This window comes from Pseudomonas sp. Ors-4-3C (assembly GCF_055755035.1).
In genome coordinates this window covers 5,703,352-5,730,200 of sequence record NZ_CM146900.1, presented here as the reverse complement: position 1 = coordinate 5,730,200, position 26,849 = coordinate 5,703,352, and the positions used below count along the sequence as shown (strand labels likewise).

At 61.3% G+C, this 26,849-nt stretch carries 24 protein-coding genes; 2 read left to right on the top strand and 22 right to left on the bottom strand.

The window, feature by feature from the left end; genetic code table 11:
- Positions 1-21 precede the first annotated feature (21 nt).
- The 10 genes from ACVHNU_RS25935 to ACVHNU_RS25890 all read right to left on the bottom strand — a co-directional run bounded on the left by ACVHNU_RS25935 (position 22) and on the right by ACVHNU_RS25890 (position 8,868).
- Complete coding sequence (locus ACVHNU_RS25935; RefSeq protein WP_473018557.1) at positions 22-1,524, bottom strand: YdgA family protein; 1,503 nt, start codon at positions 1,522-1,524, stop codon at positions 22-24.
- A gap of 292 nt (positions 1,525-1,816) precedes the next feature.
- Entirely contained in the window at positions 1,817-2,452 is a 636-nt protein-coding gene (locus tag ACVHNU_RS25930; RefSeq protein ID WP_003220482.1) for a hypothetical protein, read from the bottom strand.
- Between the two features lie 93 nt (positions 2,453-2,545).
- Entirely contained in the window at positions 2,546-3,988 is a 1,443-nt protein-coding gene (locus ACVHNU_RS25925) for an efflux transporter outer membrane subunit (RefSeq protein ID WP_003220479.1), read from the bottom strand.
- A complete protein-coding gene (locus ACVHNU_RS25920; RefSeq protein WP_262142080.1) occupies positions 3,985-4,887 on the bottom strand; it encodes an efflux RND transporter periplasmic adaptor subunit in 903 nt (300 codons plus the stop codon). Before ACVHNU_RS25920 ends, ACVHNU_RS25925 begins: the two co-directional genes overlap by 4 nt.
- Positions 4,884-5,093 (bottom strand): DUF1656 domain-containing protein, encoded by a 210-nt coding sequence (locus tag ACVHNU_RS25915; RefSeq protein WP_098966584.1) that lies wholly within the window; start codon positions 5,091-5,093, stop codon positions 4,884-4,886. Before ACVHNU_RS25915 ends, ACVHNU_RS25920 begins: the two co-directional genes overlap by 4 nt.
- The gene (locus ACVHNU_RS25910; RefSeq protein ID WP_473018556.1) at positions 5,090-7,153 is read right to left on the bottom strand and encodes an FUSC family protein; all 2,064 of its coding nucleotides are present in this window, start codon (positions 7,151-7,153) and stop codon (positions 5,090-5,092) included. The genes ACVHNU_RS25915 and ACVHNU_RS25910 overlap by 4 nt, the downstream gene beginning before the upstream one ends.
- Positions 7,150-7,578 carry a MarR family winged helix-turn-helix transcriptional regulator gene (locus tag ACVHNU_RS25905; protein WP_045122246.1) on the bottom strand — a complete coding sequence of 143 codons (429 nt, stop codon included), beginning with the start codon at positions 7,576-7,578 and terminating at the stop codon, positions 7,150-7,152. The genes ACVHNU_RS25910 and ACVHNU_RS25905 overlap by 4 nt, the downstream gene beginning before the upstream one ends.
- 122 nt (positions 7,579-7,700) lie before the next feature.
- Complete coding sequence (locus ACVHNU_RS25900; RefSeq protein WP_103486194.1) at positions 7,701-7,946, bottom strand: hypothetical protein; 246 nt, start codon at positions 7,944-7,946, stop codon at positions 7,701-7,703.
- 87 nt (positions 7,947-8,033) lie between these two features.
- A complete protein-coding gene (locus ACVHNU_RS25895) occupies positions 8,034-8,279 on the bottom strand; it encodes a DUF2789 domain-containing protein (RefSeq protein WP_262142078.1) in 246 nt (81 codons plus the stop codon).
- 127 nt (positions 8,280-8,406) lie between these two features.
- Positions 8,407-8,868: an aminoacyl-tRNA deacylase gene (locus tag ACVHNU_RS25890; protein ID WP_003220467.1), complete on the bottom strand. Its 462-nt coding sequence runs from the start codon at positions 8,866-8,868 to the stop codon at positions 8,407-8,409.
- A 153-nt stretch (positions 8,869-9,021) separates the two neighbouring features.
- Here ACVHNU_RS25890 and ACVHNU_RS25885 point away from each other — a divergent pair, with 153 nt between their 5' ends.
- Entirely contained in the window at positions 9,022-9,573 is a 552-nt protein-coding gene (locus ACVHNU_RS25885) for an NfeD family protein (RefSeq protein WP_473018555.1), read from the top strand.
- Positions 9,574-9,575: 2 nt separating this feature from the next.
- The gene (locus ACVHNU_RS25880; protein ID WP_003220464.1) at positions 9,576-10,334 is read left to right on the top strand and encodes a slipin family protein; all 759 of its coding nucleotides are present in this window, start codon (positions 9,576-9,578) and stop codon (positions 10,332-10,334) included.
- An 18-nt stretch (positions 10,335-10,352) separates the two neighbouring features.
- Here the strand turns inward: ACVHNU_RS25880 and ACVHNU_RS25875 are convergent, their stop codons facing one another.
- The 12 genes from ACVHNU_RS25875 to ACVHNU_RS25820 form a co-directional block, all read right to left on the bottom strand.
- Positions 10,353-11,948: a glycosyltransferase family 39 protein gene (locus ACVHNU_RS25875; RefSeq protein WP_473018554.1), complete on the bottom strand. Its 1,596-nt coding sequence runs from the start codon at positions 11,946-11,948 to the stop codon at positions 10,353-10,355.
- Between the two features lie 161 nt (positions 11,949-12,109).
- Complete coding sequence (locus ACVHNU_RS25870) at positions 12,110-13,669, bottom strand: efflux transporter outer membrane subunit (RefSeq protein WP_473018553.1); 1,560 nt, start codon at positions 13,667-13,669, stop codon at positions 12,110-12,112.
- Positions 13,666-14,736, bottom strand: a complete 1,071-nt coding sequence (locus ACVHNU_RS25865) for an HlyD family secretion protein (protein ID WP_473018552.1) — start codon at positions 14,734-14,736, stop codon at positions 13,666-13,668. Before ACVHNU_RS25865 ends, ACVHNU_RS25870 begins: the two co-directional genes overlap by 4 nt.
- Before the next feature lie 26 nt (positions 14,737-14,762).
- Positions 14,763-16,301: an MFS transporter gene (locus tag ACVHNU_RS25860; RefSeq protein WP_473018551.1), complete on the bottom strand. Its 1,539-nt coding sequence runs from the start codon at positions 16,299-16,301 to the stop codon at positions 14,763-14,765.
- 213 nt (positions 16,302-16,514) lie between these two features.
- Positions 16,515-17,432, bottom strand: coding sequence for a LysR family transcriptional regulator (locus tag ACVHNU_RS25855; protein WP_103486188.1), 918 nt, complete (start codon positions 17,430-17,432; stop codon positions 16,515-16,517).
- Between the two features lie 174 nt (positions 17,433-17,606).
- Positions 17,607-18,473 (bottom strand): ABC transporter permease, encoded by an 867-nt coding sequence (locus ACVHNU_RS25850; protein ID WP_226499739.1) that lies wholly within the window; start codon positions 18,471-18,473, stop codon positions 17,607-17,609.
- Positions 18,474-18,493: 20 nt separating this feature from the next.
- Positions 18,494-19,354, bottom strand: a complete 861-nt coding sequence (locus ACVHNU_RS25845) for an ABC transporter ATP-binding protein (protein WP_473018550.1) — start codon at positions 19,352-19,354, stop codon at positions 18,494-18,496.
- A gap of 5 nt (positions 19,355-19,359) precedes the next feature.
- Complete coding sequence (locus ACVHNU_RS25840; protein ID WP_473018549.1) at positions 19,360-20,385, bottom strand: ABC transporter substrate-binding protein; 1,026 nt, start codon at positions 20,383-20,385, stop codon at positions 19,360-19,362.
- Positions 20,386-20,403: 18 nt separating this feature from the next.
- A complete protein-coding gene (locus ACVHNU_RS25835; protein ID WP_003220456.1) occupies positions 20,404-21,300 on the bottom strand; it encodes a TauD/TfdA dioxygenase family protein in 897 nt (298 codons plus the stop codon).
- Positions 21,301-21,672: 372 nt separating this feature from the next.
- Positions 21,673-23,040: an HlyD family type I secretion periplasmic adaptor subunit gene (locus ACVHNU_RS25830; RefSeq protein WP_003220455.1), complete on the bottom strand. Its 1,368-nt coding sequence runs from the start codon at positions 23,038-23,040 to the stop codon at positions 21,673-21,675.
- Positions 23,030-25,186 carry a type I secretion system permease/ATPase gene (locus tag ACVHNU_RS25825; RefSeq protein WP_003220454.1) on the bottom strand — a complete coding sequence of 719 codons (2,157 nt, stop codon included), beginning with the start codon at positions 25,184-25,186 and terminating at the stop codon, positions 23,030-23,032. Before ACVHNU_RS25825 ends, ACVHNU_RS25830 begins: the two co-directional genes overlap by 11 nt.
- 34 nt (positions 25,187-25,220) lie before the next feature.
- Positions 25,221-26,573: a TolC family outer membrane protein gene (locus ACVHNU_RS25820; RefSeq protein WP_003220452.1), complete on the bottom strand. Its 1,353-nt coding sequence runs from the start codon at positions 26,571-26,573 to the stop codon at positions 25,221-25,223.
- Positions 26,574-26,849 lie beyond the last annotated feature (276 nt).

Below are 26,849 nucleotides of genomic sequence, written 5' to 3'. Positions count from 1 at the left end.
CGCTTTTGGAACGCGCGGGTGTTACTGGATCTGAACCCCGGCGAATTTGCTCATCAGGAAGCCGACGAACTGTTCCACGGTCATCTTCTGGCCGTTGAACTCCACCTGGTTGGCGGCGTAGTGCAGTTTGGTCACCACATTGGTGCCGTCGAGAGTCGCCAACTGCGAACCGACTGCCATGCCGGCAAACATGTCGGCGCCGGCGCTGGCCTGATCGACAATGGCTTTGGCATCGGTCTGGCCATCGACTTGCGCCTGCACGCTGAGCAGATCGACCAGCATCGGCTTGGACACCTGCACATTGAGGTCGAGCAGTGCGATCAACTGTTTGACCAGTTGGTCCGGCGGCATGTCCATCGAGGCCGGTTTGGTCAGGTCGATTACCAGATTGGCGCGGCTTTCACCGTTGGCGGTTTTCAGCGACAGGTTTTCCAGCGCCAGTTGCGGGCCGGCGGCCAGCAGTTTTTGCAGATCGGATTTGACTTGCGCGTTTTCCGCCTCGGTCAGATTCAGCTCCGGAGCTGGCAGGCCAGCGGCAGCGGCTTCAGCGGCAGCCTTCTCGTAAGGCTGCAGTTTGGTCTGATAGATCTGCATCAACGACAGGGTCGACGGGATGTCGAGGTTCTTCAGGCTCATGGCCAGTTGCGCCGAACCGATCTTTTTGTCGTTCAGCGACACTTCACCGATCTGGTAATCCGCACGGCCGGAGGCGTTGCTGCCATTCTCTTCGGTGAGGTTCTTCATTTCGAAGTTCTTCACGCCCAGCACCGACTGTTTGGCACCGAAAGTGGTTTTGCTGCTGGTCAGCTCCAGGGTGTTTTCCCCGGTGTAGTAGCCGTAGCTGCTCTTGGTCAGGTTGCTGGCCAGGGTCAGACCGTTGAGTTCGACCTGCACCGGCGCCTGGTCTTGCGCCACGGTGACCAGTTTCAGGTTGTCCATGTAACCGTCAGCCTTGACCTTCTGCGCCTGGGCACTGGCGGAGATGTTCATGGTCAGGCCGGAGAATTTCAGGCTCGATTGCTCGTCCAGCGCGGTTTCCAGTGGCAGCAACTCGAGGCTGCTGGTAGTGGATTCGTCGTAGCCGATGTTGGTCACGCCCTTGAGCGGCGCGGCGCCTTTGGTAGCAGCAAACCATTTTTCGGTGGCCGGGCTCTTTTCCAGCTCGTAATTGCTGGTGGCCATGACCGGCAGCCACTTCAGCGATACCAGACGCGAGAACGGCAGCGGGCCGTGTTCGATATGGTCGACGAACAGCAGCTCGACCGGCTTGTCACCGAACATCTCGCCCTCGCCCTTGAGGCGGTAGTGCGCGGTGCTGGTGAAGGTGTGACGCTCCAGCGACACCAGCTCCAGCGATGCGGTGCCATTGGAGCCGGCCATCGCGGTCTGCAGCTCTTTGTTGGCGTTGGTGACGGCGTTGTTCAGCACGCCTTCGATCTTGGTTCCGGTGTACCAGGCCCCGCCGGCGCTGATGGCACCGATGGCTACAACAATCCCGAGAAGCACGCCTGCTGATTTATTCATGAATGACCTGATCAATGTCCGTGGCTGAAAATGTGGTCGTCTTCCCTGAACCCGTGACCGGGTCGCGGCTCGACTCCGCTGAAATTAGCGGTGGAGATTAGCACTGGCAGCGCGAGGCGGCCCAATGTTTAAAGGTTAAAGAGTGTCTATGGGGAGTGTGGACAGCTGACAGGCAGGGAGAGTTGCAGTGTTTTTTAAGGCGCTATCGCGAGCAGGCTCACTCCTACAATTGGAATGCGTTCCCCTGTAGGAGTGAGCCTGCTCGCGATAGGGCCACTGGATTCGCAGAAGATCAGGAATACTGAACCTCGATCTCATCGAGTTGATGATCAAAGCTCTTCAACCGCGCCGTCCACGTATACACCAGCACTTCGAAATCCCGATCGATCACCGCTGCGCCCGGTCCCTCGGCGCGCGGGTCGCAGAAATCCAGTTGATAACGCTCCCGGGCCATGGCCGTGGCGACATCCGACAGTTCGCGGGCATTGTTGAGCCAGTGCCAGCCTTCATCGGCAATCTGCTTGTCGAGTTCCAGACACTGCTTTTTCAGGGCTTCGAGGCTTTTTTCCAGCGGGGTGCCGGTGAGCTCGCCCATGACTTCGGCGAAAGTACGTCCAGGTTGCCAGTAACTGCCCCAGAAGTAGCGATCGAATACGGTTTCGACCCGACGCAGAGCGACTTTGGTGTCCCAGATCAGCACCAGGGTCTTGCCTTGTTCAAGCTGTCTTTTCTTGACCCGCTGCACCTGGACCGAGGCCCACGCCACGACGACGATTGCCATCACCGCGATCAACGCCGTGGCGCTGTCGAGGAAGACCATGGCCTTATCGATCTGATGGGCCAGCATGATGCCGTAGAAATAGGTGGCCGACAGCAGCACCAGCGCTACCAGGGCGCACCAGAAGCCGAGAGCGTAAGGGTTTTTCATTATTGGTTTCCCCTAGACCAGCGCTAGCAATGTGCGCTGAAAGGGCGCCGTGCTCAGGGCACCCTTCCAACACTTCAAAGCATAGCAACGGCTTCAGGGTTTGCTGGCGCTTGAGGCTTGCGTTCGTCCGCTTTCCCAACCGCCGCCCAGCGCGAGGAACAAATCGATCTGGCTCATGGCAACTTGGGTGTTGGCGGCGGCCAGTTGCGCGGTGACGTCGGTGTAGGTGCGGGTCGCTTGCAGGTCGGCGAGGAACGACTCGCGCCCGGCCTGGAAGAAGCGGTGCGTCTGGTCGGCGGCGAGTTTCGCCGACTGTTCCGCATCGGCCAGCGCATCGCGGCGTTGTAGCAGCGCGGTGTACTGCGCCAGGCCGGTCTGGGTTTCGCGGATGGCGTTGAGCACCACGCCATCGAAGTGCGCCAGCGCACCCTGGGTATTGGCTTCCGCCTCGCGAATACGGGCGCGGGCGCCGTTGGTCGGGACCTTCCAGCTCAACGACGGGCCGAAGCCCCAGCGGTTGGTCGACGGATCGCCAAGATCGGAAATAATACCGACAGTGCCGATGGTCGCGCCGATGCTGATGTCCGGGTACAGCTCGCCAGTGGCGATGCCGATCCCGGCGGTCGCGGCGGCGAGGCGACGTTCGGCCTGACGCACATCAGGCCGACGCTTGAGCAGCGCCGCACCGTCGCCGACCGGCACCAGTTGGGCGATTTTCGGCAGTTCGGCGCAGGTGGCGGTGCCGGCCGGCAACTGATCGACCGGTTTCGCCAGCAACATCGACAGGCGGAACAGCCCGGCCTGACGCGCCGCTTCATAGCGCGGCATGTCGGCGCGCAACGACTTGAATTGGGTTTGCGAACGGGTGACCTGGGTTTCATCGCCACGCCCGGCATCGCGCAGGCGCTGGATCAGGGTCGTGCCTTGCGATTGCAGGTCGAGGGAATGCTGGGCGATTTCCCGCTCTTCATTGGCGGCACACACCTGGGTGTAGGCGCGAACCACGTCCGCTACCAGAGTGATGCGCGCGGTGTCGGCGGCGGCCTGGGTCGCATCGGCGTTGGCCTTGGCGGCTTCGATCCCGCGCTGCAACGTGCCCCACAGGTCGAACTGGTAAGAGGCGCTGATGCCAATATCGCCGACGTTGGCCACCGGCACCTTTTCCGTCAGCAGGTAGGCCTGACCGGACTCCTGCAAGCGCTGCGCGCCCATCTTCACCCCGGCACTCCAGCCGCCCGCCGCTTCAGCCTCATCGACCTGGGCCCGCGCCCGCGACAGGTTCGCCGCCGCCACGCGCAAGTCAGTGTTGGACGCCATGGCCTGCTGCACCAGTTGATCCAGACGCGGGTCCTGATAAAGCCGCCACCAATCGGCGGGCACCGGCGCTGACACCACCGGTTTGCCCTCCACCGCCAGTTCGCCCTGAAAATCCTTGCGCTGCACCGCCGCGTCAGCGGGCAGGTGATAGTCCGGCCCGACCATCTGACAGGCCGAGAGCATCACGCCCAACCCGGCGATCATCAGGGCCTTGTTCATTGCGCGGGCTCCTGTTTGTGGTCGTCGCGTGGCTGATCGTCGATGATCGACACGGTAGCGGTCCGCCCGGCGATCATGCGGAAATCTTCCGGCACTTCGTCAAAGGCGATGCGCACCGGAATCCGCTGCGCCAGCCGCACCCAGCTGAACGCCGGGTTGACGTTGGGCAGCAGGTTGTTGCCGCTGGTGCGGTCACGGTCTTCGATACCGGCGACGATGCTTTCGACATGCCCGCGCAGCCTGGCCTTGTCACCGATCACACGGATGTCCACCGACTGCCCGACATGAATGCCGTCGAGTTTGGTTTCCTCGAAATAGCCGTCGATGTGGAACGAGTTGCTGTCGACCACCGACAACACCGGCCGCCCGGCGGTGACAAATTCCTGCACTCGCGGCGCGCGGTCGTTGACGTAACCGTCCACCGGGCTGCGGATCACCGAGCGATCCAGGTTGAGCTGCGCGCTGTCCACTGTCACCAGCGCTTCGGCCAGCGCCGATTGCGCACGGGCAACTTTCGACAGGCTTTCTTCCAACTGTTCGGCCGGCACCAGATTGCCCAGCCCACGGTTACGCTTGGCTTCGCGCTGCGCCTGGGCCAGGGTTTCTTCGCGATCGGCGACCGCCGCCTTCGCCTGACGCAAGGCCAGTTTGAAACGGTCCTGATCGATGCTGAACAGCACCTGGCCGCGTTTGATCAACTGGTTGTCCTTGACCTCGACCTGCTGGATCAGCCCGGACACGTCCGGGGCGATCTGGATGATGTCGGCCCGAATGTGGCCGTCACGGGTCCACGGCGCGAACATGTAATACATCACCATGCGCCAGACGAGGACGACGGCAAAAGTCACGATCAGCAGGGTCAGGACCACGCGACCGATAGTCAGAAACGGTTTTTTCATGTCATCAGGTATCGACTGAGTGAGTCCACGCCGTACAGCATCACGGCGTAGAGGGCCACGTTGAACAATGCCCGGTGCCAGACCAGACGGTAAAAGTGCAGGCGCGTGAGCACGCCATGCACCAGCAGAAACAACACATAGGTGATGCCCATCAACACCAGCAGGGTCGGCAGGAAAATCCCGCTGATATCCAGATCACCGATCATAGGGGCGCTCCATCGGGCAGCGGTTCTTCGGCATCGCTCGTGCTGACGAATTCCACGCCGGGCAGCAATGCCAGGCGCAAACCGCTCAGGGCATGCAACAGGTTTAGTCGGGTTTCGTCGTCGCCGTGGCCTTTGAGGGCGCGACGCGCACGGTCCATGGTCATCAGTAGCGGGCTCGGCGCCGGCAAGCGTTCACCGGCCTTGAGGCAGGCGCGGAAATATTCGCCGACCTCAGCCACCACTTGCTGCAGCAGGACATTCGGCGCGCCTTCCACCCGCGGGGTGTAGGCCAGCAGATCGAGCAGGTTCAGACCCACGCGCACTTCACGCATGGCGATGCCGGTGTCTTGACCGGTCATGGCCAGACGCGGCAGGTGCTGCATCAAACGGTCGAGCAACTGCACGCCCAGTTGCCGGTGCTCGGCGAGGTTCGCCGGCTCGGTCATGCGCACAATGTCCTTCCAGCTGAAACGGGTCAGACGTTTGGCCGCCAGTTCGACACCGAACGGGCGGGTGACCAACGTCCAGATGAACGCGAACAACAGGCCCATCGGCCCGGCCAGATTGGAATTCACGAAGGCAAAAAAGTCCGCGTCGTACGCGCCCTGAATGCTGATGAACGACGAGGTGTTGACCAGTGTCAGGAGCATGCCGAGATAGAACCGTGGCTGCACCGTCAGGGTGCCGACACAGATGAACGGAATCGCAAAAGCTAGCACCAGCATCGGGAAATCGTGCAGGTTCGGCAGAATCAGAAATAGATAGAGACTGGCGAACAGCACCGACATCCCGGTCCAGAAAAAGAACCGGTAGATCTGCGGCGCCGGGTCGTCCATCGAGGCGAAGAAACTACAGGCCACCGCCGCCAGAATCACCGCGCTGCCACCGTCCGGCCAGCCGAGCAGAATCCACAGCACCGAAGCGACGATGATCGCCAGAATGGTCGAGGCCACCGAATACAGCATCATCCCGCGGTCGAGAAACGGCGTCAGCCGACCGAGGCGCCAGTGCCGGTACACCGCACGCCAGCTGTCCTGGCGCTCGCAGAGAATCGCGTCCTGCAGACTGCGGCAGTCCTGCCACAGATCGATGAATTCGCCGAGGCGATAAATCGCGTTGGAGAACAGCAATTGCTTGCGATCGTCCAGCGCCTCGCAGCTTGGTTGCAGGGCCTGGAGTTGATCCTTGAGCGCCTGCCAGCGGTCAAGATCGGCATCTTTATGACCGAGCCATTCCTGGGTCGCGGTCAGCAGCGGGGCAAACTTTTCCACCAGCTCCGGCGTACGTCGCTCAAGGGCATACAGCGAGTCTTCCAGAGCGTCGATCACCGGCAACAGGTGGATCATCCGCCCGCGCAGCTCCTTGGTGTTGCGCACGGTTTGCGGCCGGGCGCCTTCATGCGGCAACTGGCCGATCATCAATTCGAGGCTGTTGAAATTGGCGACCATGGCCATGCGCAGCGCGGCGATCTGTTCAGGCTGCACGTCGCGGCTGAGAAACTTCAGGCTGTAGGTGGTGGCGTCGGCGAACCACTTGCCCACCGCGTCGTTAAACACCGGCGCCAGACGCCGTGGCCAGAACATCGCACCGATCACCGCCGCCACGGCGATACCGAGAAAAATCTCTTCGGTACGCGCTTCCGCCACATCCCACACCGCCAACGGGTTATCCACGGTCGGCAAGGCAATCAGCGGCAGGGTGTAACCGGCTAGCATCAATGCGTAGTTATTGGCCGTGCGCAGGTGCAGCGACAGGAACAACAGGATCCCCGTCCACAGCGCGATGACCACCACCAACACGTACGGACTCTGCACGAACATCGGCACGAACAGCACCGCCGCCGCCGCTCCGAGAAAAGTGCCGATGGCGCGGTACAGCGCCTTGGAACTGGTCGGGCCGAGAAACGGGCTGGAGACGATATACACCGTGGCCATCGCCCAATACGGACGCGGCATTTGCATGAGCAAGGCGATGTACAGCGCAATCATCGACGCTGCAAAGGTGCGGACCCCGTAGAACCAGTCCCGGGCCGGAGGAATGCCGGAGAAAAAACCGTTCAAGAATTGATCACCACAGGCGGATGGGCCGCCTCAAAAGCTCGCAGTACCCGAAGCGTAGCCTCCAGATCACTCTGGTCGATGCCTTCGAGCACTTCATGACGCAGACGTACCAGTTCACTTTCCACCGCTTGCACCAGTTCACGGCCGGTGTCGGTCAGGCTCAGGCACTTGGCCCGACGATCCTGCGCATCTTCGGTGCGGCAGACATAACCGGCGTGGCACAACTGATCGAGCAGGCGCACCAGCGACGGACTCTCCATCCCGGCCGCCTGCGCCACCTGCACCTGACGCACGCCCTCGCCCAACCGCCCGATCATCAGCAACGGCACGGCGCAGGCTTCGGAGATGCCATAGTTGACCAGCGTGGTCTGGCAGATCTTCCGCCAATGCCTGGCGGCCACCACCATGGCACTGCTGATGTTCATCTGAAGAGCGTCGAGGGAATTCGGCACGGGAAAATGCACACTGTTAGTTTGCTAACTATCAATATCGCATTGGCGGGGAATTTCAGTCAAGTTTTGAAACAAATCTTCTCGGCAGAGAATTTCTATAGTTCATCCAGCTCGATGGCTACCCCTACTTCGTTCCTGCGCGAATGTGTGATTGACACCAAATCGAAATCATCCAGCTTATTCAGGATCGCTTCATAAGTTTCTGGCGAAATCAGCACAGCCACTGTTGTGTCGTGCTCCCGAAACTCGACAGGCCCGTTGGAGATGCTTTCGATCACTGCCTCAATACAGTCCCCAAGCGCGTCAACATCAATTGTTCTGACTGGCAAAAATGATTGCATCGACGGCTCCGGATTGTTGAATTGGCAAGCTACTCCAACATCGATAGGGATCCTGCGGACATTCTGTAATAAGGTTTTACTTCAGTCCTACAAAACCCGCCCCTTGCGCAACAACACATTCAACTGATCCACCACCTCCGCCCAATCCGCATCATCAAGAATCTCATCCCGCAAAAAATCCGCCTGGCTCTTGCTCCAGAAAAACGCGTCTGCGAGGTGCAACTCGGGTTTGAGTGGTGAATGGGTGGCGATGAATTGCTCGATGCTGGTCGGGTCGCTGCTCAGGCCGAGTTGGTCGAACAGGGATGGGAGGCTGTGGGTGGGCTGTTCCATGGAGGACTCCTTCAAGAATGCGGTGGATGGGCGATTATTCGCGAGCAAGCCCGCTCCCACAGGGGATTGCGGTCAACCTGTGGGAGCGGGCTTGCTCGCGAAGGCGTCAGTGGCCGCACCACAAAACCTAATGACTCAACTCCCGCACCTGCGCATGCGGCACCATTTTCAGGAACTCGGGCATGCTCATGTGCAGCAGGTAGTTGTGGTTGCCGGCTTCCAGGTAGATGTCTTTCTGCCGAGTCAGCAGCGGGTCGATGACCATGTCCAGGCCATAGGAATCACCCAATGGCGGCACCGCGCCGCGTTCGCAGTCATCGAAGATATGCGCCAGATTGCTCTCGCGGGTGATCTGCCATTCACCGCTGCTGCGCACTTTGCTCAAATCCAGGTGCCGGCTGGCGGGCAGCACGGCCATCAGGTAATGCCCGTGGTGGTCGTCGAGGATCACCGATTTGGCCACACGTTCGGCGGGCACCCCGGAGACCCGCGCGGTTTCCAGGCTGCTGGCCGAGTGTCGATGGGCCACGACGTCATATTCGCAGTGCGCCCGACTCAGGCTGCTCTGCACTTTTTTTGCCATACGCATGATGCACCTCGGTGTCACGCTGAACGTTGTACCTGTTCTGCTGAGTCTAGTTCGGCAAGCCACTGGCGAAGGGAAATCCGCTCACTGGACACATCTGTTCATTGATCAGAATTCATCCAGCGCCAGGCTCAACTAGACTCAAGGAACCAACCCATGACTCTCCCGGAGGGTCACGTGACCAGTCGATGTTGTACGTTTTTCCTGATGCTGCTGCTCAGCGGCTCGGCCCTCGCGGCCGACGTCCCGCTGACGGCGGTCAATCCGGTCGGCCTGTGGCTGATCACCCTCGGGATTGCCTTTCTGATTGCCGAAGCCGCGCTGCCCAACTACGGGGTAATCGGCCTGGGCGGGATCATCATGTTCGTCATCGGCGCGCTGATTCTGAGCAATGCCGATTTGCCGGTACCCATGATGATCGGGCTGGGCCTGATCAGCGCCCTGCTGTTGATCGCGCTGATCATCCGCGCCTTGAAAACCCGCCCGCGTCACGCCGTCAGCGGCGATGCCGGGCTGGTCGGCAGCGTGACGGCGGTGACCACCGTGCAAGCGGAAAACACGCACAACGGCTGGGTGCAATTGCAGGGTGAGCATTGGCAAGTGCAAAGCACAACACCGCTGCACACCGGGCAATCGGTGCGTGTGCTCGGGCGCAAGGGCTTATTGCTGAAAGTCGCCGCGACTGACGCGGCAGGACACGGAGAGTGATCATGGGTCTGCAAATCGGTTTCGTTGCACTGTTGCTGCTGGTCATTGCCCTCGCCGGGTCGACCTTTCGCATCCTGCGTGAGTACGAGCGCGGCGTGGTGTTCCAGCTCGGGCGCTTCTGGCAGGTCAAGGGTCCGGGGCTGATCCTGCTGATTCCAGTGGTGCAGCAAATGGTCCGGGTCGACCTGCGCACCGTGGTGCTCGACGTGCCACCACAGGATGTGATCACCCGCGACAACGTTTCGGTGAAGGTCAATGCGGTGCTGTACTTCCGCGTGCTCGACCCGCAGAAGGCGATCATTCAGGTCGAAGACTTTCTTTCGGCCACCAGCCAACTGGCGCAGACCACCCTGCGCGCGGTGCTCGGCAAACATGAACTGGATGAGCTGCTGGCCGAGCGCGAGCAGTTGAACATCGACATCCAGCAGGTGCTCGATGCCCAGACTGACGCATGGGGCATCAAGGTTGCCAACGTCGAGATCAAACACGTTGATCTGAATGAGTCGATGGTGCGCGCGATTGCCAAACAGGCCGAAGCCGAACGCGAACGCCGGGCCAAGGTGATTCACGCCGAAGGCGAACTGCAAGCCTCGGAAAAACTCATGCAGGCCGCCGAAATGCTTGGTCGTCAGCCCGGCGCCATGCAACTGCGTTACATGCAGACCTTGAGTTCGATTGCCGGCGACAAGAGTTCGACCATTGTTTTTCCGCTGCCGATCGAGCTGCTCAAAGGGATGGCGGATCTGTCAGGCAAGTCATGAGCATGCGCAGACCAGCGATTATCCCCCCGGTTTATCGGCGCTTGGCACCATCACGTACAAGCGCGCAAAAGCGCCACCCGCATGCACATCGCTTTGCCGCTGCCAGCCTTCGGGCAACGCCGCAAAGTCAGTGGGTTCGTCCAGGGTGCCGATCAACCATACCCGAGCGCCAACCTTGGACAAATCGCCGAGTTGGTCGAGATAAACATCCTCGCTGACCAGCGTGCCGAATCCGTAGGCATTGGGACGCGTGGAGCGTCCGTCCGCCGCCGGTGGCGTGTACAGGCGAACCTGCGCATCGGTGCGGTTGTAGTAGATGTAACTGAGGTACCACATCATGTCGCTGGTAACGATCCGGTCACCCTCAACGAAGTGCCGGTTGACGTAGTCGACCACCACGCTGAACTGATCGTTGCTGTCGACCGTGGCGTTGTTCTTCACACCCACCAGTTCGACCCCAACGAACAACACCAGAATCGCCAGCGCCAGCACGCGAGAACCTGTGTACAGCCGATCGACCGCCAGCGCCACCAGCATCGGCAGCCCCAGCGCATAGGCCGTCACATAACGTTCGATGAACACCGGAGAGATGAACGACACGCCAAACACCAGCAGAATCGGCAACACGCTGTAGAACAGCAGCAGCAAGCTGCCGCGAAATACGCTGCGATCACGTAGCAGGGCAACCCCGATCGCTGCCACCAGCGCCGATGGCAAGAGCAAAAACAGCCAACCCGGCAGGGTCATGCCATCGTCTTGAATCAGCAGCGACCAGACCATCGACGGCAGTGAGCTGAGGGTAACCGGATCTTCCCAGCCAATGTCATTACTGGCCTTGAGTTCCGGGATGTGTTGCAGCAGATCCAGCAGATTGGGCACCCACGGCAGGTACAGCAACGCAATGACCAGATTCGCCAGCCACCACGCCGGTCGCTGGATATGCCGCAGCCGATACCCCGGCTGCACGCGCACTGCCGCCAGGTACAGCCAGTGGCTGATCACGCAGAGCACGGTGAAGTAATGGGTATAAAACGCCGCCGTCATCAGCAGCGCGTACGCCACCAGGTAGCGATGCCGCCGAGGCTGCCGAACCCAATAGACCAACGCAATGGTCGCCGCGATCAGCCACATGCCGAGCAGCGAATACATGCGCACTTCCTGGCTGTAGCGCACGGCCGTGGGCAACAGCGCCAGCAGCAGCCCGGCCAGCAGCGCGGCGCGGCGGGTGGCGAGCAGATCCACCAGCCACACACCGAGACCGACGGTAATGATCCCCGGCAGCGCACTCATCATGCGAATCGACAGGATGCCGTCGCCGAACAGCCCGATCCAGCCGTGCAGCAACAGGAAATACAACGGCGGGTGCACGTCGTGGGCTGCACGCCCCCAGATTTCAGTCAGCGAAAACTGGCTCAGCAGGACGCTGGAGCCTTCATCGAACCAGATCGCCGCCGCCGTCAGGTCGAAAAAACGCACCGCCGCCGCCAGCAGCATGATCGGTAACAGCCAGTGTTCTCTGGCCCAACGAATCAGGCGCAAGGCAACCAGCCATGCCCCCGGGACCGCACGCGGATCCTGCGTGTCGCCAACCGGCGTTTCTCTGTGTGCCGCCATTGCATCCTCTTGCTGTGCCGGAATATCGCGAACGGAAGGCTCCGAACCTGACCGTCACTTTAGGTCAGCCACGGGAGGGCCGTCGATGGCGGTGTGCGGTTTCACGACATCCGGCACTCTGGCCAATCCCAAACATCCCTCGGCATTTTCAGTTCACGCCATCAGCGTTGCGCCATCTCCCCCGGCGGATACACCGACTCCCAGCCCCCGCCCAACGCCCGGTACAACCCGACCATCGCCAGCGAAACGCCGGTCGAACTCTCCACCCACTGCTCCTGCGTCGCCAGCAACGCACTTTGCACGGTGAGGACGTTGACGAAATCCACCGCGCCCTCGACGTATTGCTGCTGCGCGGTGCGCAGGGCGATCTGGTTCTGCCGTACGGCTTCGGCGAGGCTGTCGCGGCGACGCTGGCTGGCGTTGTAAGCGGTCAATTGATCGTCGATTTCATGCCAGGCGCGCAGCACGGTCTGCTGATAGGCGATGCCCGCTTCCTGTTGCTGGGCTTCGCGCAGTTGCAGCATGCCGCGCAGGCGTCCGCCGTCGAACAACGGCAGGCTGAATTGCGGGCCAATGCCGAATGCACGTGAACCCCAGGAACCGAAATCGCTCAACTGCATCGCTTGCGATCCGAGGTTGCCGGACAGGGTGATGCGCGGATAGAAGTCGCCCTTGGCCACGCCGATGTTGGCGGTGGCGGCGTGCAGGCGCGCTTCGGCCTGACGGATGTCAGGACGGCGTTCGGCCAGCTGCGACGGCAGGCCGATGGCGACTTGCAGCGGTGACTGCGGCACCGCGCCGTCTGTGGATAACTCTTTGGCCAGGGCTTGCGGCGGCTCGCCCATCAGCAGGCTGATCGCGTTGATCAGTTGCGACTGACGCTGCTCAAGCGCCGGCAGGCGCGATTCGATGGCGGAGACCTGCGCGGCGGCTTCGGCGACGTCGAGGTCGGTCGCCACACCGTCGTTCAGGCGCAATTGCGAGAGCTTGAGGCTGTGCCGGGCGACGTCGAGGTTCTGCTCGGTGACCGCGCGAGTGTTCTGCACGCCACGCAGCTGGATGTAGTTCTGCGCGGTGTCGGCGAGCACTGCCAGAAGCACACCGCGCCGGTCGTTTTCAGCGACTTCGAGGCTGGCATCGGCGGCTTCGGTTTCGCGGCGCACACGGCCCCAGAAATCCAGTTCCCAGGAAGCGGAGAAACCGGCGTCCCACAGGTTGAAGGCGGAATCGCCGTTGTGCCCGGACGGGTCGCTCAAGCCTTTGCCGCTGTTGCGCTGGCGGGCGTAACTGCCAGTGGCGGCGGTGTTCGGGTAGCGATCAGCGGTGATCACCTGACGCGCGGCGCGGCTTTGTTGCAGACGGCTGCTGGCCAGTTGCAGGTCGAGGTTGCTCTTGATCGCCCGCTGGGTGAGGGCCGAGAGCTGCGGGTCGTGGAAAACCTCCCACCAGCGTTCGTTCAGGGGTTCGCTGACGGCTTGACTGGGGGCGGACTTGGCGGGTTTGGCCCAGTCGGTGATCTGTGCGGCTTCGGGCTTGTGGAAGTCGGGGCCGACGGTGCAGGCGCTGAGGCCAAACAAGCTCACCACAACAAGTGACTGAAACAGACTTTTGTGGCGAGGGAGCTTGCTCCCGCTCGAGTGCGCAGCACTCGCGATTTTTGCGGTCGCTTCGCAACCCAGCGGGAGCAAGCTCCCTCGCCACAGGTTTTTACCCCGAATCATCGCTGAGTCACCTCACGTTCCGCCGACGCCGAACGGCGAGTATCGATACTCGCCTCCACCGACATGCCCACACGCAAACGCTCGGCCAACGGCTGACCCGGTTCAAGCACGATCTTCACCGGAATCCGCTGCACGACCTTGGTGAAGTTACCCGTGGCGTTGTCCGGTTTCACCGCGGCGAATGTCACGCCAGTTGCCGGGGCGATGCTTTCGACGCGACCGCTCAAGGCCTCGCCACCAAGGCTGTCGACGCGCACCTGCACTTGCTGGCCTGGCTGCACATCCGTCAGTTGGGTTTCCTGGAAGTTGGCAACCACATACGCCTGCTTCAACGGCACCACCGCCAGCAGCTTGCTGCCCGGCGTGACATAAGCGCCGACGCGCACAGCACGCTCGCCGATCATGCCGTCCTGCGGCGCGGTGATCCGGGTATAGGACAGTTCGAAACTGGCGATTTCCAGCGCCGCTTGCGCGTGCTTCAGATTGCCTTCGGCGGCATCGCGCTGCGCCGTGAGAATCTCGACCTGCTTGCGTTCAGCCGCGAGCTTCGCGCTGGCGGTATCGAGCCGAGCGGTTGCCTGATCAATACGCGTGCGGGCCTGTTGCGCGTTCTGCACCGTGCCGGCACCCACGCCAGCGAGGTGGTTGTAACGATTGAGCTCCTGCTGGGCGAACGCCATTTCTGCCTTGGCCGAGACCACCGAGGCCTGCGCCTGAGCAATCACCGACGTCTGCCGCTCCAGCGTGGCCTTGGCGTTTTGCAGCTGAGCGCGGGCGACCAGGGTTTGCGCATCGGCCGCTTCAGCGGCGGCGCGCAAATCGCGATCATCGATCAGCGCCAGCAGTTGCCCGGCCTTGACCTGCTGGTTGTCTTCCACCAGCACTTCCTTGATGAATCCGGCCACACGCGGCACCACCAGGGTGAAGTCGGCGGAAACGAACGCATCGTTAGTGTTTTGCTGGGTGCGCTTGCCGAACAGTCCCGGCACCGCCAGGTACAGCAACACGCCGACAGCCAGTGCGGCCGCCACGGCCACCGCGAGTTTTTGCTTTGCTTGAGTCGTCATAAAAACCTTCGGTATCAGTGAAGCAATCAGGTCGGCGCACGGGGCGGAAAGATCCGCGTCGGCAGCCAGAAAATCAGCAGGATCAGCGCCACCGCGACGCCGGCCATGCACACATAGAGATCAGAGGAAGTCAGCACCACGGCCTGTTCGTGCAGGCGATGGGCGAGGCCCGGATCGCTGCGATCGGCCAACGGTGAATTGCCGAGGCTGTCGATCAACATGGTCGAGTGGAAATGCAGGCGCGCGGTGGTCAGCGCCTCAATGACTCCGGTGGCGATCACCGCCGCCAGGCCTTTCACCGTGTTGAACCACGCCGAGGCAAACGGCCCGTCCTGCGGCTGGATGCTGCCGGTCGACAACATCAACAGCGGCAGTACCGACATCGGCTGACCGAAGATCTGCAGCCATTGCAGGACGTAGAAATTGTCGCGGATCCACTCCGAGGTCAGCAGCGAGCCGCCCAGGCAGGACAGGGTCAACATGCTCAAACCAATGCCAAGCACCCAACGGCAATCGACCCAGCGCAGGTTGCACAGCGCCGCCACCAGCGGCAGCGCGATCAGTTGCGGCAACGCGGCGATCAGCATGATCGGCGCGGTCTGCACCGGGCGATAACCCTGGACCTGCGCCAGATAGCTCGATGGAATCAGCACCACCGCCTGCAACACCACCAGCACCCCGGCCAGGGTCATCAGGGCGAACGCCAGGTTGCGGATGCCGAGCATCTGCAACTTGAAGAACGGAATCGGCTGCGACCACTCATTGATCAGAAACGCCACCAGCAACAGCGAGCCGGCGCCGAGCAAACCGCAGATCAGGCTCGACTCGAACCAGTCCAGCCGATTGCCTTGCAGCAAGCCGATCACCAACATGCAGATCGCTGGAAAACCCAGCAGCAGGCCTTTCCAGTTGAATGTCTTGAGACGCTCCAGGCGCAGCGGATCCTGCGGAATCCCCCAAGCGACCATCGCCATGGCGATCAGGCACGGCACGATGATTTGCCAGAACGTCCATTGCCAGCCGACGTACTCGCTCCACAGCCCGGCCAGCGGCGTGCCGAGGCCCGGGCCGAAAGTCGCCGTCAACGCATAACCGGCCAAACCATAGAGCTTGAAGTTGGCCGGCAGAAAACGCAGGGCGACGGTCATCAGCATCGGCGGCAACGCGCCGCCAGCCAGACCTTGAAGGGTGCGCATCAGCAGCAGGCTTTCGTAATTCGGGGCGAACGGGCACAGCACGCCGAGCAGGGTAAAGACGCTGATCATGCAGAGGGTGAAACGGCGCAGCGAAAAGGTCACCGAGCACCAAGGGGCGAATGCCATCGCGGCGACCGAGGTCGCGGTGTAGCAGGCAACCAGCCACGTGCCTTCGTCGTAACCGATGTGCAGCGCGCCACGGATGTCGGCCAGCGCGACCTTGGTCACCATCTCGTTGAGGCCCGAGACCAGCACCGCCAGCAGCACGCCGACCAGGCCCGTGATGATCCGCGCCCCGAATACCGGTGGCGCGGCCGCCGTCGCCGGACTGGCCGCAGCGAGGGGCACCGGGACCGACAGGGATGTCATGGATTCAAACTCCGGAGGAAAAATACCGGAGCATTTTAGTAAGGCTTACTGCTGACGAAAATTGACTTATTGGCAGGTTATAAGTGCGCTCAGTGCAGCAATGAATATCCAATGTGGGAGCGGGCTTGCTCGCGAAAGCGGTGGGTCATTCAACCTATGCATTGCCTGACACGACGCCTTCGGGAGCAAGCCCCCTCCTACATTGATTCGGTGTCAGGGCTGTGCGGCCAGCCAGGTTTCGTCGCAACACGCCTTGAGCGTTTCACGCAGCCAGCGGTGCGCCGGGTCCTTGTCGAAGCGCGGATGCCAGGCCTGGGTCAGCATCAGCGTCGGCAACGGAATCGGCAGATTGAACGAGCGCAGCTTCAGGCCCAATCGGCGCACGCTGAGCAATGCTTCCTTGGGCACCGGCAGGATCAGGTCGGAATCCGGCAGGGCAAACATCGCCGCGTGGAAACTCGGCGCGATCACCGCCACCCGCCGCTCCAGGCCCAGTGCATTCAGCGCAGTGTCGATGGGGCCGCGAGCAATGCCACGGCGCGACATGCTGATATGCGAGTAACCGGCATAACGCTCGGCGGTGATCTCGCCGTCGAGCAACGGATGATCTTCCCGCACCAGACCGACGAAATGCGTGGAAAACAGGTTCTGCACTTTGACCTCCGGGGACACCGGACGGGTGTTGCTGACACTCAGATCAATCCGTCCTTCGCGCAGTGCTTCGTCGTCACCATCGCCCTCGGGGACGAAGCGCAACTCGCAGTGCGGCGCCTGCTGGTCGAGGGTATCGAACAGCTTGCCGCCATATACACCGATGAAAAAGTCGTTGGCGCGGATGCTGAAGCGCCGGCGCAACGTGCCCAGATCCACGCTGTCGGCGGAGCGAAACAGCAGCGCCGCCTGCTCGACCACATCGCGCACTTGCTCACGCAGCTCCAGCGCCTTGGGAGTTGGCACCAGGCCGCGACCGGCGCGCACCAGGATCGGATCGCCGATCGCCTCGCGGATTCGCGTCAGGGTGCGGCTCATGGCAGCGGGACTGAGGTTCATCCGCCGCGCGGCGCCAACCACACTGCCCTCGTCGAGCAAGGCGTCGAGGGCGACCAGAAGGTTCATGTCCGGGAGTTGCATGCAGAGCACTCGTGGCTGATCTGGATTGATCTGGGTGCAATGCTAGCAAACATCCTTGAAACCGGTGGCGCATGAACCGACGCCTTCGCGAGCAAGCCCGCTCCAACAGGAGAAACGCATTCCAAAATGTGGGAGCGGGCTTGCTCGCGAAGGGGCCAGGGGGAACACCACAAATTACCGCTGCATACCCCAGCGCTTGACTGTCACCCGCTCCAGCGTATCGAACACCAGATTCTCCACCAGCAACCCGATCAGGATCACCACCGCCAACCCGGCGAACACCTTGTCGGTGTACAGCTCGTTGCGGTTCTGGAAGATGTACCAGCCCAACCCACCCTTGCCGCTGGTGGCGCCGAACACCAGTTCGGCGGCGATCAGCGTGCGCCAGGCAAACGCCCAGCCGATTTTCAGCCCGGCGAGGATCGACGGCAGCGCTGCCGGAATCAGGATGAACAGCACAAAACGCATGCCCTTCAGCCCGTAATTGCGCCCGGCCATGCGCAAGGTTTCCGAAACGCCGAGAAAGCCGGCGTAAGTGTTCAGCGCCAGCGCCCACAACACCGAATGCACCAGCACGAAAATCAGGCTGTTCTGCCCCAGCCCGAACCAGAGCAAGGCCAGCGGCAGCAAGGCAATCGCCGGCAGCGGGTTGAACATCGAGGTCAGGGTGCTCAGCAGGTCGCGACCAAACTGCGTCGACACCGCCAGCGTGGTCAGAGCGAATGCCAGCACGATGCCGATCAGGTAACCCTTGATCAGCACCACCAACGATATCCACACCTTGCCCAGCAACTCGCCGCTGAGCAGGCCGTCATACAGCGCATGACTGGTCTGCAGAAAACTCGGCAGCAGCAAGTCGTTGTTCTGCACCCGGGCGATGACTTCCCAGAGAACCGCCAGCAGAATCAGGATCACACTCTTACGCAACCAGCCCTGTTGCCACAGGCGTTGGCCTACAGGCAATTCGCGCTCGAGCGGTACGCTGGTCAATGGTTCAAGGACGGTTTCAAACTCTTGTCGTACAGACGATGGTTGGCTCATCGGGCAATCCTCCAGAACGCTCAATAAGCGATACGAATGTCGTTGAAATCGTGCTCGCGCTCGGTTTCCGGCGACTGGCCTTCATCGAACAGCAAACGGTGAATGCGCCGCGCCGACTCCTGAAACGCCACGCCGCCGAGGCTTTGCAGATCGTATTGATGGCTGTGCACTTCAGCGCGCACCCGCCCCGGATGTGGCGACAACAGCAGGATGCGATTGCCGACCACCAGCGCCTCTTCGATCGAGTGGGTGACGAACAGCAAAGTGAAGCGCACCTCTTCCCAGAGCAGCAGCAATTCTTCCTGCATCTTGCGCCGGGTCAACGCGTCCAGTGCGGCGAACGGCTCGTCCATCAAGAGGATTTTCGGCTGCATCGCCAACGCCCGGGCAATCGCCACCCGCGCCTTCATGCCGCCGGACAGGGTGTGCGGATAGGCATCGGCAAACGCTGCCAGACCGACTTTTTCCAGATAGTGCAGCGCGCGCTCTTCGGCTTCTTTTTTGTTCAAGGTTCGCGAGGCCAGCAGCGGAAACATCACGTTCTGTTTCACGGTTTTCCACGGCGGCAGTTGATCGAACTCCTGAAACACCACGATCCGGTCCGGCCCCGGCGCATCGACGCGCTGGCCTTGCAGGCGGATCTCGCCTTCGCACGGCGCAATGAATCCGGCGACCGCTTTGAGCAAGGTGGATTTGCCGCAGCCGGACGGGCCGAGCAGGACGAAGCGGTCCGCCGGATCGACCTCGAAACTGACTTGATGCGTTGCCCGTACCACCCGTTGCGGGGTGCGGTATTCAAGGCTGACTTGGTCAACCGCCAACAGCGCCTGGCTGCTGGCGATCGGGTTGCTGGCCGCGTGGCCTTGCAAGGGGGCGTTCATCTCGATCAGCTCCCTTGCAGCGGTTTGGCGTCCTGGAAGAAGTAGTCCTTCCACGATTCCGGTTTGTTTTTGATCGCACCGACGCGGTAGAGGAATTCGGCCAGTGGATAGGTATTTTTCGGCGTGACGCTGAATTCGAATTGCGGGTTGTCGATGATTTTCAGCAACTCGGCACGGTCGATCTTGGCCTTGGTCACGCGAATATACGTGTCCGCCGCCGCGCCCTTATCGTTCTGCGCAAATTGTGCGGCTTCGGTCAGCGCCTCGACGAAGGCTTTGTAGGTTTTCGGATTGTCGTTGCGGAATTTCTCGGTGGCGAACAGCACCGTCGGCGAGTTCGGGCCGAGGATGTCGTAGGAGTTGAGCACCACGTGCACGTTCGGGTTCTGCAGCGCCTGATCCTGGAACGGCGGGTTGGAGAAATGCCCGGTCAGTTCGGTGCCGCCAGCGATCAACGCTGCGGTCGCGTCCGGGTGCGGGACGGCGATGGTGTATTTGTCGAGGCGATTGAATTCCTTGTCACCCCACTGCTTGGCCGCGGCGTATTGCAGGAAACGCGACTGCACCGAAACGCCCACCGCCGGCACCGCAATGCGGTCTTTCTCGGTGAAATCGGCAATGGTTTTGACCTTGGGATTGTTGCTGACCAGGTAGTACGGGAAGTTGCCGAGCGAGGCCACGGCCTTGACGTTCTGCTTGCCGTGGGTGCGATCCCAGATGGTCAGCAGCGGGCCGACGCCGGCACCGGCAATGTCGATGGAGCCGGACAGCAGCGCATCGTTGACCGCGGCGCCGCCCGAGAGCTGCGTCCAGTCGACCTTGATGTCGAGGCCTTCCTGCTTGCCGTACTTCTCGATCAGGCCCTGATCGCGCACCACGTTGAGCAATAAATAGACGATCCCGAACTGTTCGGCGATGCGGATTTCACCTTCGGCGTGGGCCACGGCCGGCGCTACCAGGCTGCCGGCGATGAGACTGAAACCGAGGCCAATGGCCGCCGCCAGCGGTGCAAATGGAAGACGTTTGGACATGATCGAATCTCCGGCAAATCAGAAAGGCGCGTCGCCCTGGATGGTCGTGCGATACAGCTTGCGGCGCAGGTGCGCGGGGCAGCCGGCGGCGAGGTGGATCAGCGAGCGGTTGTCCCAGAACACCATGTCGTGGGGCTGCCACTGATGGCGGTAGATGTTCTGCGGCAGCACGCTGTGGGCGTAGAGCTCGGCCAGCAGTTGCTGGCTCTCGTCCTCGGGCAGACCGACGATGCGAGTGGTGAAGCCTTCGCTGACGAACAACGCCTTGCGGCCGTTTTCCGGATGGGTGCGAACGATCGGGTGCACCACTTCGGCGACCTGCGCCAGTTGCTCCGGGGTCAGGGTCGGACGCCAGTTGCCTTCGAATTTGGTCTCGCTGTAACGCGCCGTATAGGAGTGCGCGGCCGAGCGCCCTTCCACGGCTTTGCGCAGCGCTTGCGGCAGGTTGTCCCAGGCTTTGTGCATGTCGGCAAACAAGGTGTCGCCGCCCTCGGACGGCAATTCCTGCGCATGCAGCATCGAGCCGAGGCTCGGCAGTTCTTTATAGGACAGGTCGGAGTGCCAGAACTTGCCGGCATCGCCCAGACCGATGTTCTGGCCGTTCTCGACGATGTTGGAAACGATGAGAATTTCCGGATGATTGGCCAGCAGGAACTGCTTGAGCACGTGAATCTGCAACACGCCGAAGCGGCGGCTGAAATCGATCTGTTGTTGCGGGGTGATGCGCTGGTCGCGGAACACCACAACGTGGTGATCCAGGTGCGCACGGTGAATGCGGGCGAAGTCCTGGTCGTTGACCGGCCGGGTCAGGTCCAGGCCGATGATTTCGGCACCGACGGCACCGCTGAACGGGCGAATTTCAAAGCTTTGCGGCGCGGCAGTCGCGGCGCTTGGGGTGGCAGTAGCTGCGGACATCTTTCAATCTCCCACGCACGGCGCGCTCACAGGCGCGCACGTCGATCAGAAACTCACGCTGGATTGCGTGTTGGTTCAGGTCGTGCGGCGCGCCGATTGGTCGGCAGGTACGCAGGTGGCTGACTTTAAAGCTATAAGAAAGGGAAATTAAATACCGTTAATGAATAACGATATGGCGGATGGTGAGGAATGGACTGGATGGTGAATGACGATTTGTGTCACTTACTGACAGGGCATGGTGATTTTGCTGGCCCCTTCGCGAGCAAGCCCGCTCCCACATTTGATCTTCAGTGGACACAAGTTCTGTGTTCGACCGAGATCCACTGTGGGAGCGGGCTTGCTCGCGAAGGGGCCATGTGCCGCGCTGAAGACTTACCGCTCGTGCAACGCCTCGGCCCGCGCCCGGATGATCGGCTTGAGCAAATAACTCAGCACCGACTTCTTGCCGGTGATGATATCCACCGACGCCACCATCCCCGGAATGATCAGCAGCGGTTTTTCATCAGTGCCCAAGTGGCTGCGCTCGGTGCGGACCTTGATGATGTAGTAAGTGGTTTTCTTGTCTTCGTCGGTGATGGTGTCGGCACCGATCTGCTCCAGTTTGGCTTTCAGCCCGCCATAAATGGTGTAGTCGTACGCGGTGAATTTGACGATCGCTTCCTGCCCCGGATGCAGGAAGGCAATGTCCTGCGGACGGATCTTGGCTTCGACCAGCAAGGTGTCATCCAGCGGCACGATTTCCACCATGTCGCTGCCCGGCTGGATCACGCCGCCGATGGTGTTGACCAGCAACTTGTTGACGATCCCGCGTACCGGCGAGGTGACCAGCGTCCGGCTGACCCGGTCTTCCAGGGCCTTGCCGGTGGCCTGGGCCTTGTTCAGGTCGGTGCGGGCTTCGTTGAGCTGGGTCAGCGCATCGCTGCGGAATTTGCCGCGCGTCTCGTCAATCTTGCGTTGTACTTCCTTGATGGCCGATTCGGCGCGCGGAATCGCCAGCGTGGTGGCGTCGAGCTGACCACGGGTTTCGACTTCGGCACGCTTGAGTCGCAGCACTTCCACCGGCGACACCGCGCCCTGCGCCACCAGCGGCTCGGACATGTTGATTTCCTGGCGTTGCAGGCCCAGTTGCTGGCGATATTGCGCCTGCTTGGAGGTAAATTCGCGCAGCTCTTGCTGACGCTGAATCAGCTGTTCCTGCAAACCGCCAATCTCGTCGTGCAATTGCTGGCGACGGCTGATGTACAACGATTCTTCGCTTTTCGCCTGACCCGGCACGGCTTTGAGCACGTCGTCCGGGAAATTCAGCGGGCGGTCATCGACCTCGGCGCTCAGGCGTTCGACGCGCAGCAGCATCGACAGGCGATCGGCTTCGGTTTCGCCGACGTTGGAAGCAAAACGCGTGTCGTCGAGGCGAATCAGCGGCGCGCCGGCCTCGACGATCTGACCTTCCTTGACGAACATTTCCGAGACAATCCCGCCCTCAAGGTTCTGGATTTTCTGGATCTTCGACGATGGAATCGCTTTGCCGTCGCCCTTGGTCACTTCGTCGATCACCGCGAAGTTGGCCCACAGCAGCAGGAACAGGAAGAAGCCGATGATTGCCCAGATGGTCAGGCGCACGACGCGCGGGGCGTCCTCGATCAGCGCCTTGTTGACCTCGGGCAGCGGCTGGCCCTGCAGCGAGGCAGAACCCTTGAAGTAGCGACGGATCGACTCTTTGACACCGGACTTAAGCAACACTGATCTGCCCCTTCTTCAACGCTTCCATCACGGCGGCTTTCGGGCCATCGGCGAGAATCTGTCCACGGTCGACCACCAGCAGGCGGTCGACCAGCGACAGCAGCGAGGCCCGGTGCGTCACCAGCACCACGGTCTTGTTTTCAACCACGGCAGCCAGACGTTGCTTGAGGCGTTCTTCGCCGGTGTTGTCCATGGCGCTGGTCGGTTCGTCGAGCAGCAGGATCGGCGGGTTGAGCAGCAGCGCCCGGGCCAGTGCGACGTTCTGCCGTTGGCCGCCGGACAGGTTCTGCCCGCGCTCGCCGACTTGCAGCTCGTAGCCTTGCGGATGCAGACGGGCGAATTCGTGGACGCCGGCCAGTTCGGCGGCTTGCAGCACCAACTCGTCCTCTACATAGCGCGCGCCGGAGACCAGGTTGTCACGCAGGGTGCCGGCCAGCAGCTGGATGTCCTGCGGCACGTAGCCGATGTTGTAGCGCAGCTCGCTGACGTCGATCTGGCGGATGTCCACGCCGTCCACCAGCAACGCGCCGTCGTCCGGCTGATACAGACCCACCAGCAGTTTCGCCAGCGAACTCTTGCCCGAACCGCTGCGGCCGATGATGCCGATCTTCTCGCCGGGACGAATCACCAGGTTGATGTTCTTCAGCGCCGGGTTCTGTTGTTCCGGATAGGTGAAGTTCAGCTGACGGCACTCGATCGCGCCCTGCAACACCTTGCGGCTCAGCGGACGCTCTTCGAAATTGCGCTCCTGCGGCAGCTCCATCATCTGGTCGACGGAAGTCATGGTCACCCGCGCCTGCTGGTAGCGGGTCAACAGACCGGACAGCGACGCCAGCGGACTCAGCGCGCGGCCGCTGAGCATGTAGCAAGCAATCAGACCGCCCATGCTCAGGTTGCCGGCAATGATCTGGTACACGCCGAAGACGATCATGATCACCCCGGCCAGTTGCTGGATCAGCAGGGTGATGTTCATCGCCAGACCGGAGAGCATTTTCACCCGCAGCTCGAGGCGGCTGAGGGTGCCGATGGTCTGTTCCCACTGGTACTGACGCTCGCTTTCGGCGTTGTTGACCTTGACCGCATCGAGGCCGGCGAGGGTTTCGATCAGACTCGACTGACGCTCGGCGCCGAGGGCCATGGTGCGTTCCATGGTCGCGACCAGCGGCTTCTGCAACGCGTAGCCGATCAACAGGGCAATCGGGAACGCCAGCACCGGAATCCACACCAGATGCCCGCCGAGAATGGCGATGACGATGAAGATCAGAATGGTAAACGGCAGATCGATCAGACTGGTCAGCGTCAGTGACGCGAGGAAGTCGCGCAGGCTCTGAAATTCATGGATGTTCTGGGCGAAGCTGCCGACCCGTGCCGGGCGGTACTTCATGGCCATGCCGACGATACGCTCGAACAGCGTCGCGGAGATGATCAGGTCGGTTTTCTTGCCGGCCAGATCCAGGCACAGGCTGCGCAGGCTCTTGAGAATCAGGTCGAAAATGTAGGCACCAGTGATGCCCAGCGCCAGCACCCAGAGGGTCGCTTCGGCCTGGTTCGGCACCACGCGGTCGTAGACGTTCATCACGAACAGCGGCGCGGCCATGGCGATGATGTTGATCAGGAAACTCGCGGCGATCGCATCCGCATACAACCAGCGCGAACGCTTGAGGGTGTCGCGAAACCACGAGCGCGCACGCGGGATCAGCGTGCCGTGGTTGACGTCGAATTTGTGCTGCGGCTGGGCGAAAAACACTTTGCCGGTGTAGTCGTCGGCCAGCAGTTCGCGGCTGACCACTGATTCGCCGCCATCACTTTCGCTGAGCAGCACCCGTGCTTCGTTTTCGCCTTGCCAGCCGAGCAGGACAGCACTGCGGCCATCCTTGAGCAGCAACAACGCCGGCATGGCAATCGCCGGAATCTCTTCCAGCTTGCGTTGCAGCACCCGGCCCTGCAGCCCAGCGCGCGCCGCCGCACGCGGCAGCAGCTCGACACTCAGGCGCTGCTTGGGCAGCGGCAGGCCGGTGGTCAGCATCGCCGCGCTGGCGGGCTTCTGGTGCAGCATGCAAAGGGCGAGCAGACCATCCAGCAACGGATCGTCGTGCAACGCGCGTGGATCATGACTGAGATGAACTCGACTGACTTCTGATTCCACGCTCGACACTCTTTAACAGTTGAAAAGGGATAACTCAGTTCATCCCGGGCAGCTGAACCTTGGGCTTCACGTCGTTCTGCACAACGGATGCCAATGGTGCGACCACTCCCTGGCTTTTGAGCAATTCGCCCATGGTCGCCTTGATTCGGTATTGAGTAAATAACTGAATGTTTTTGATTTCAGCCAGACGCCGCGAAGCGGTGAACAACTCGTTTTCGCTGTCGAGCAAATCGAGCAGGGTCCGCTCACCGAGGCTGAACTGACGCTGGTAGGCGGTGCGCACGGCGGTGCTGTGATCAACGTACTGCTGAGCAATCGGCACCTGCGCATTGGCGTTGTTCAGGGCGTTCCAGGCCAGGCCCAGTTCTTCGTTCAACTGACGCAGGGCGTTGTTGCGGATGTCCAGCGCCTGGTTCGACAGGTACGACTTGGATTCCAGATCGGCCTTGTTGCTGCCACCGGAGTACAGGTTGAAGCGCATGCGCAGCATCGCCTGCCACTCGTTGTTGTGGCCGTTCTGACCGTCGAGATCGTTGTCGGCAGTGCGACCCAGCTCGGCGTCGAAACGTGGGTAGAAGGTCGACTTGGCGGTTTCGTACTGCTTCTCGGCAGCGGCGATATCGGACTCGGCCGAACGCAGGATCGGGCTGTTTTCCAGCATTTGCTGGCGCGCTTCATTGAGGTTGACCGGCATCATCGCCATAAACGGCGCCGGACGCTCCAGCTGGTCAGGCATCTGGCCGACAGCGCTGAGGAAGTTGGTCTCGGAGTCGGCGAGGTTGGTCTGTTCGGTGATCAGGTTGTTGCGCGCCTGGGCCATCCGCGCTTCGGCTTGATCAAGGTCGGCGCCGCTGCCAACGCCGCGCTGGGTACGCAACTGGATCTGGTCGTAGATACGCTGGTGGCTCTTGAGGTTTTCCTCGGCCAGACGCACGAATTCGCGGCGGGTCAGCACGTCCAGGTACACCTGGGCGACGGTCAGCGCGGTGCGCTCGGAAGTGCCCAGCAGAGAGTAGGCGCGGGAGTTGACGGTGGCTTGTTGACGCCCGACTTCGCTGGACGTTGCAAAACCGTCAAAAACCATTTGCGAGAGACGTAAACTTGACTCGCCGCGGTTCAGGGTTTCCCAGTGATTGCCACCACCGTTGGCTCGCGTGGTCACGCTGTCGGTGCCCTCACGGCCATACCCGCCCAGCAGATCAACTTTGGGCAGGTATCCACCTTTGGCTGCCTTTAATTGATAATCCGCCGCCAAACGACTGTTGACCCCTGCCTGGATTTCCGGGTGGACATCCAACGCCTGTTGCATGGCTTCCGGTAAGGATTGTGCCTGGACGAAAGAGGCGGCGAGAGCGAACGGTAGAGCCTTGAACAAGTGCAAACGCATGGTAAAGATTTCCCAGGACTTCTTGTCTTGAATCACAGCAAAACGTGCTGCTGCGTCGAATAATTGGCAACCGGAATGACCGTATGTCGGAAAGTTCAAAATAGGAACTGGATCACACGCTGAGGGACAGGTCGCCGCGGAAATATCAATGTGACATTAGTGGGGCGATTGTTTAGGATGGCACCCAGAAGGTCAATAGTTTGGCATAAAGTTAATAGCGAAAGAATCTAGCCAAATTTTTGACACAGAACAGCGTCAAACTTGATTAGCAAATTT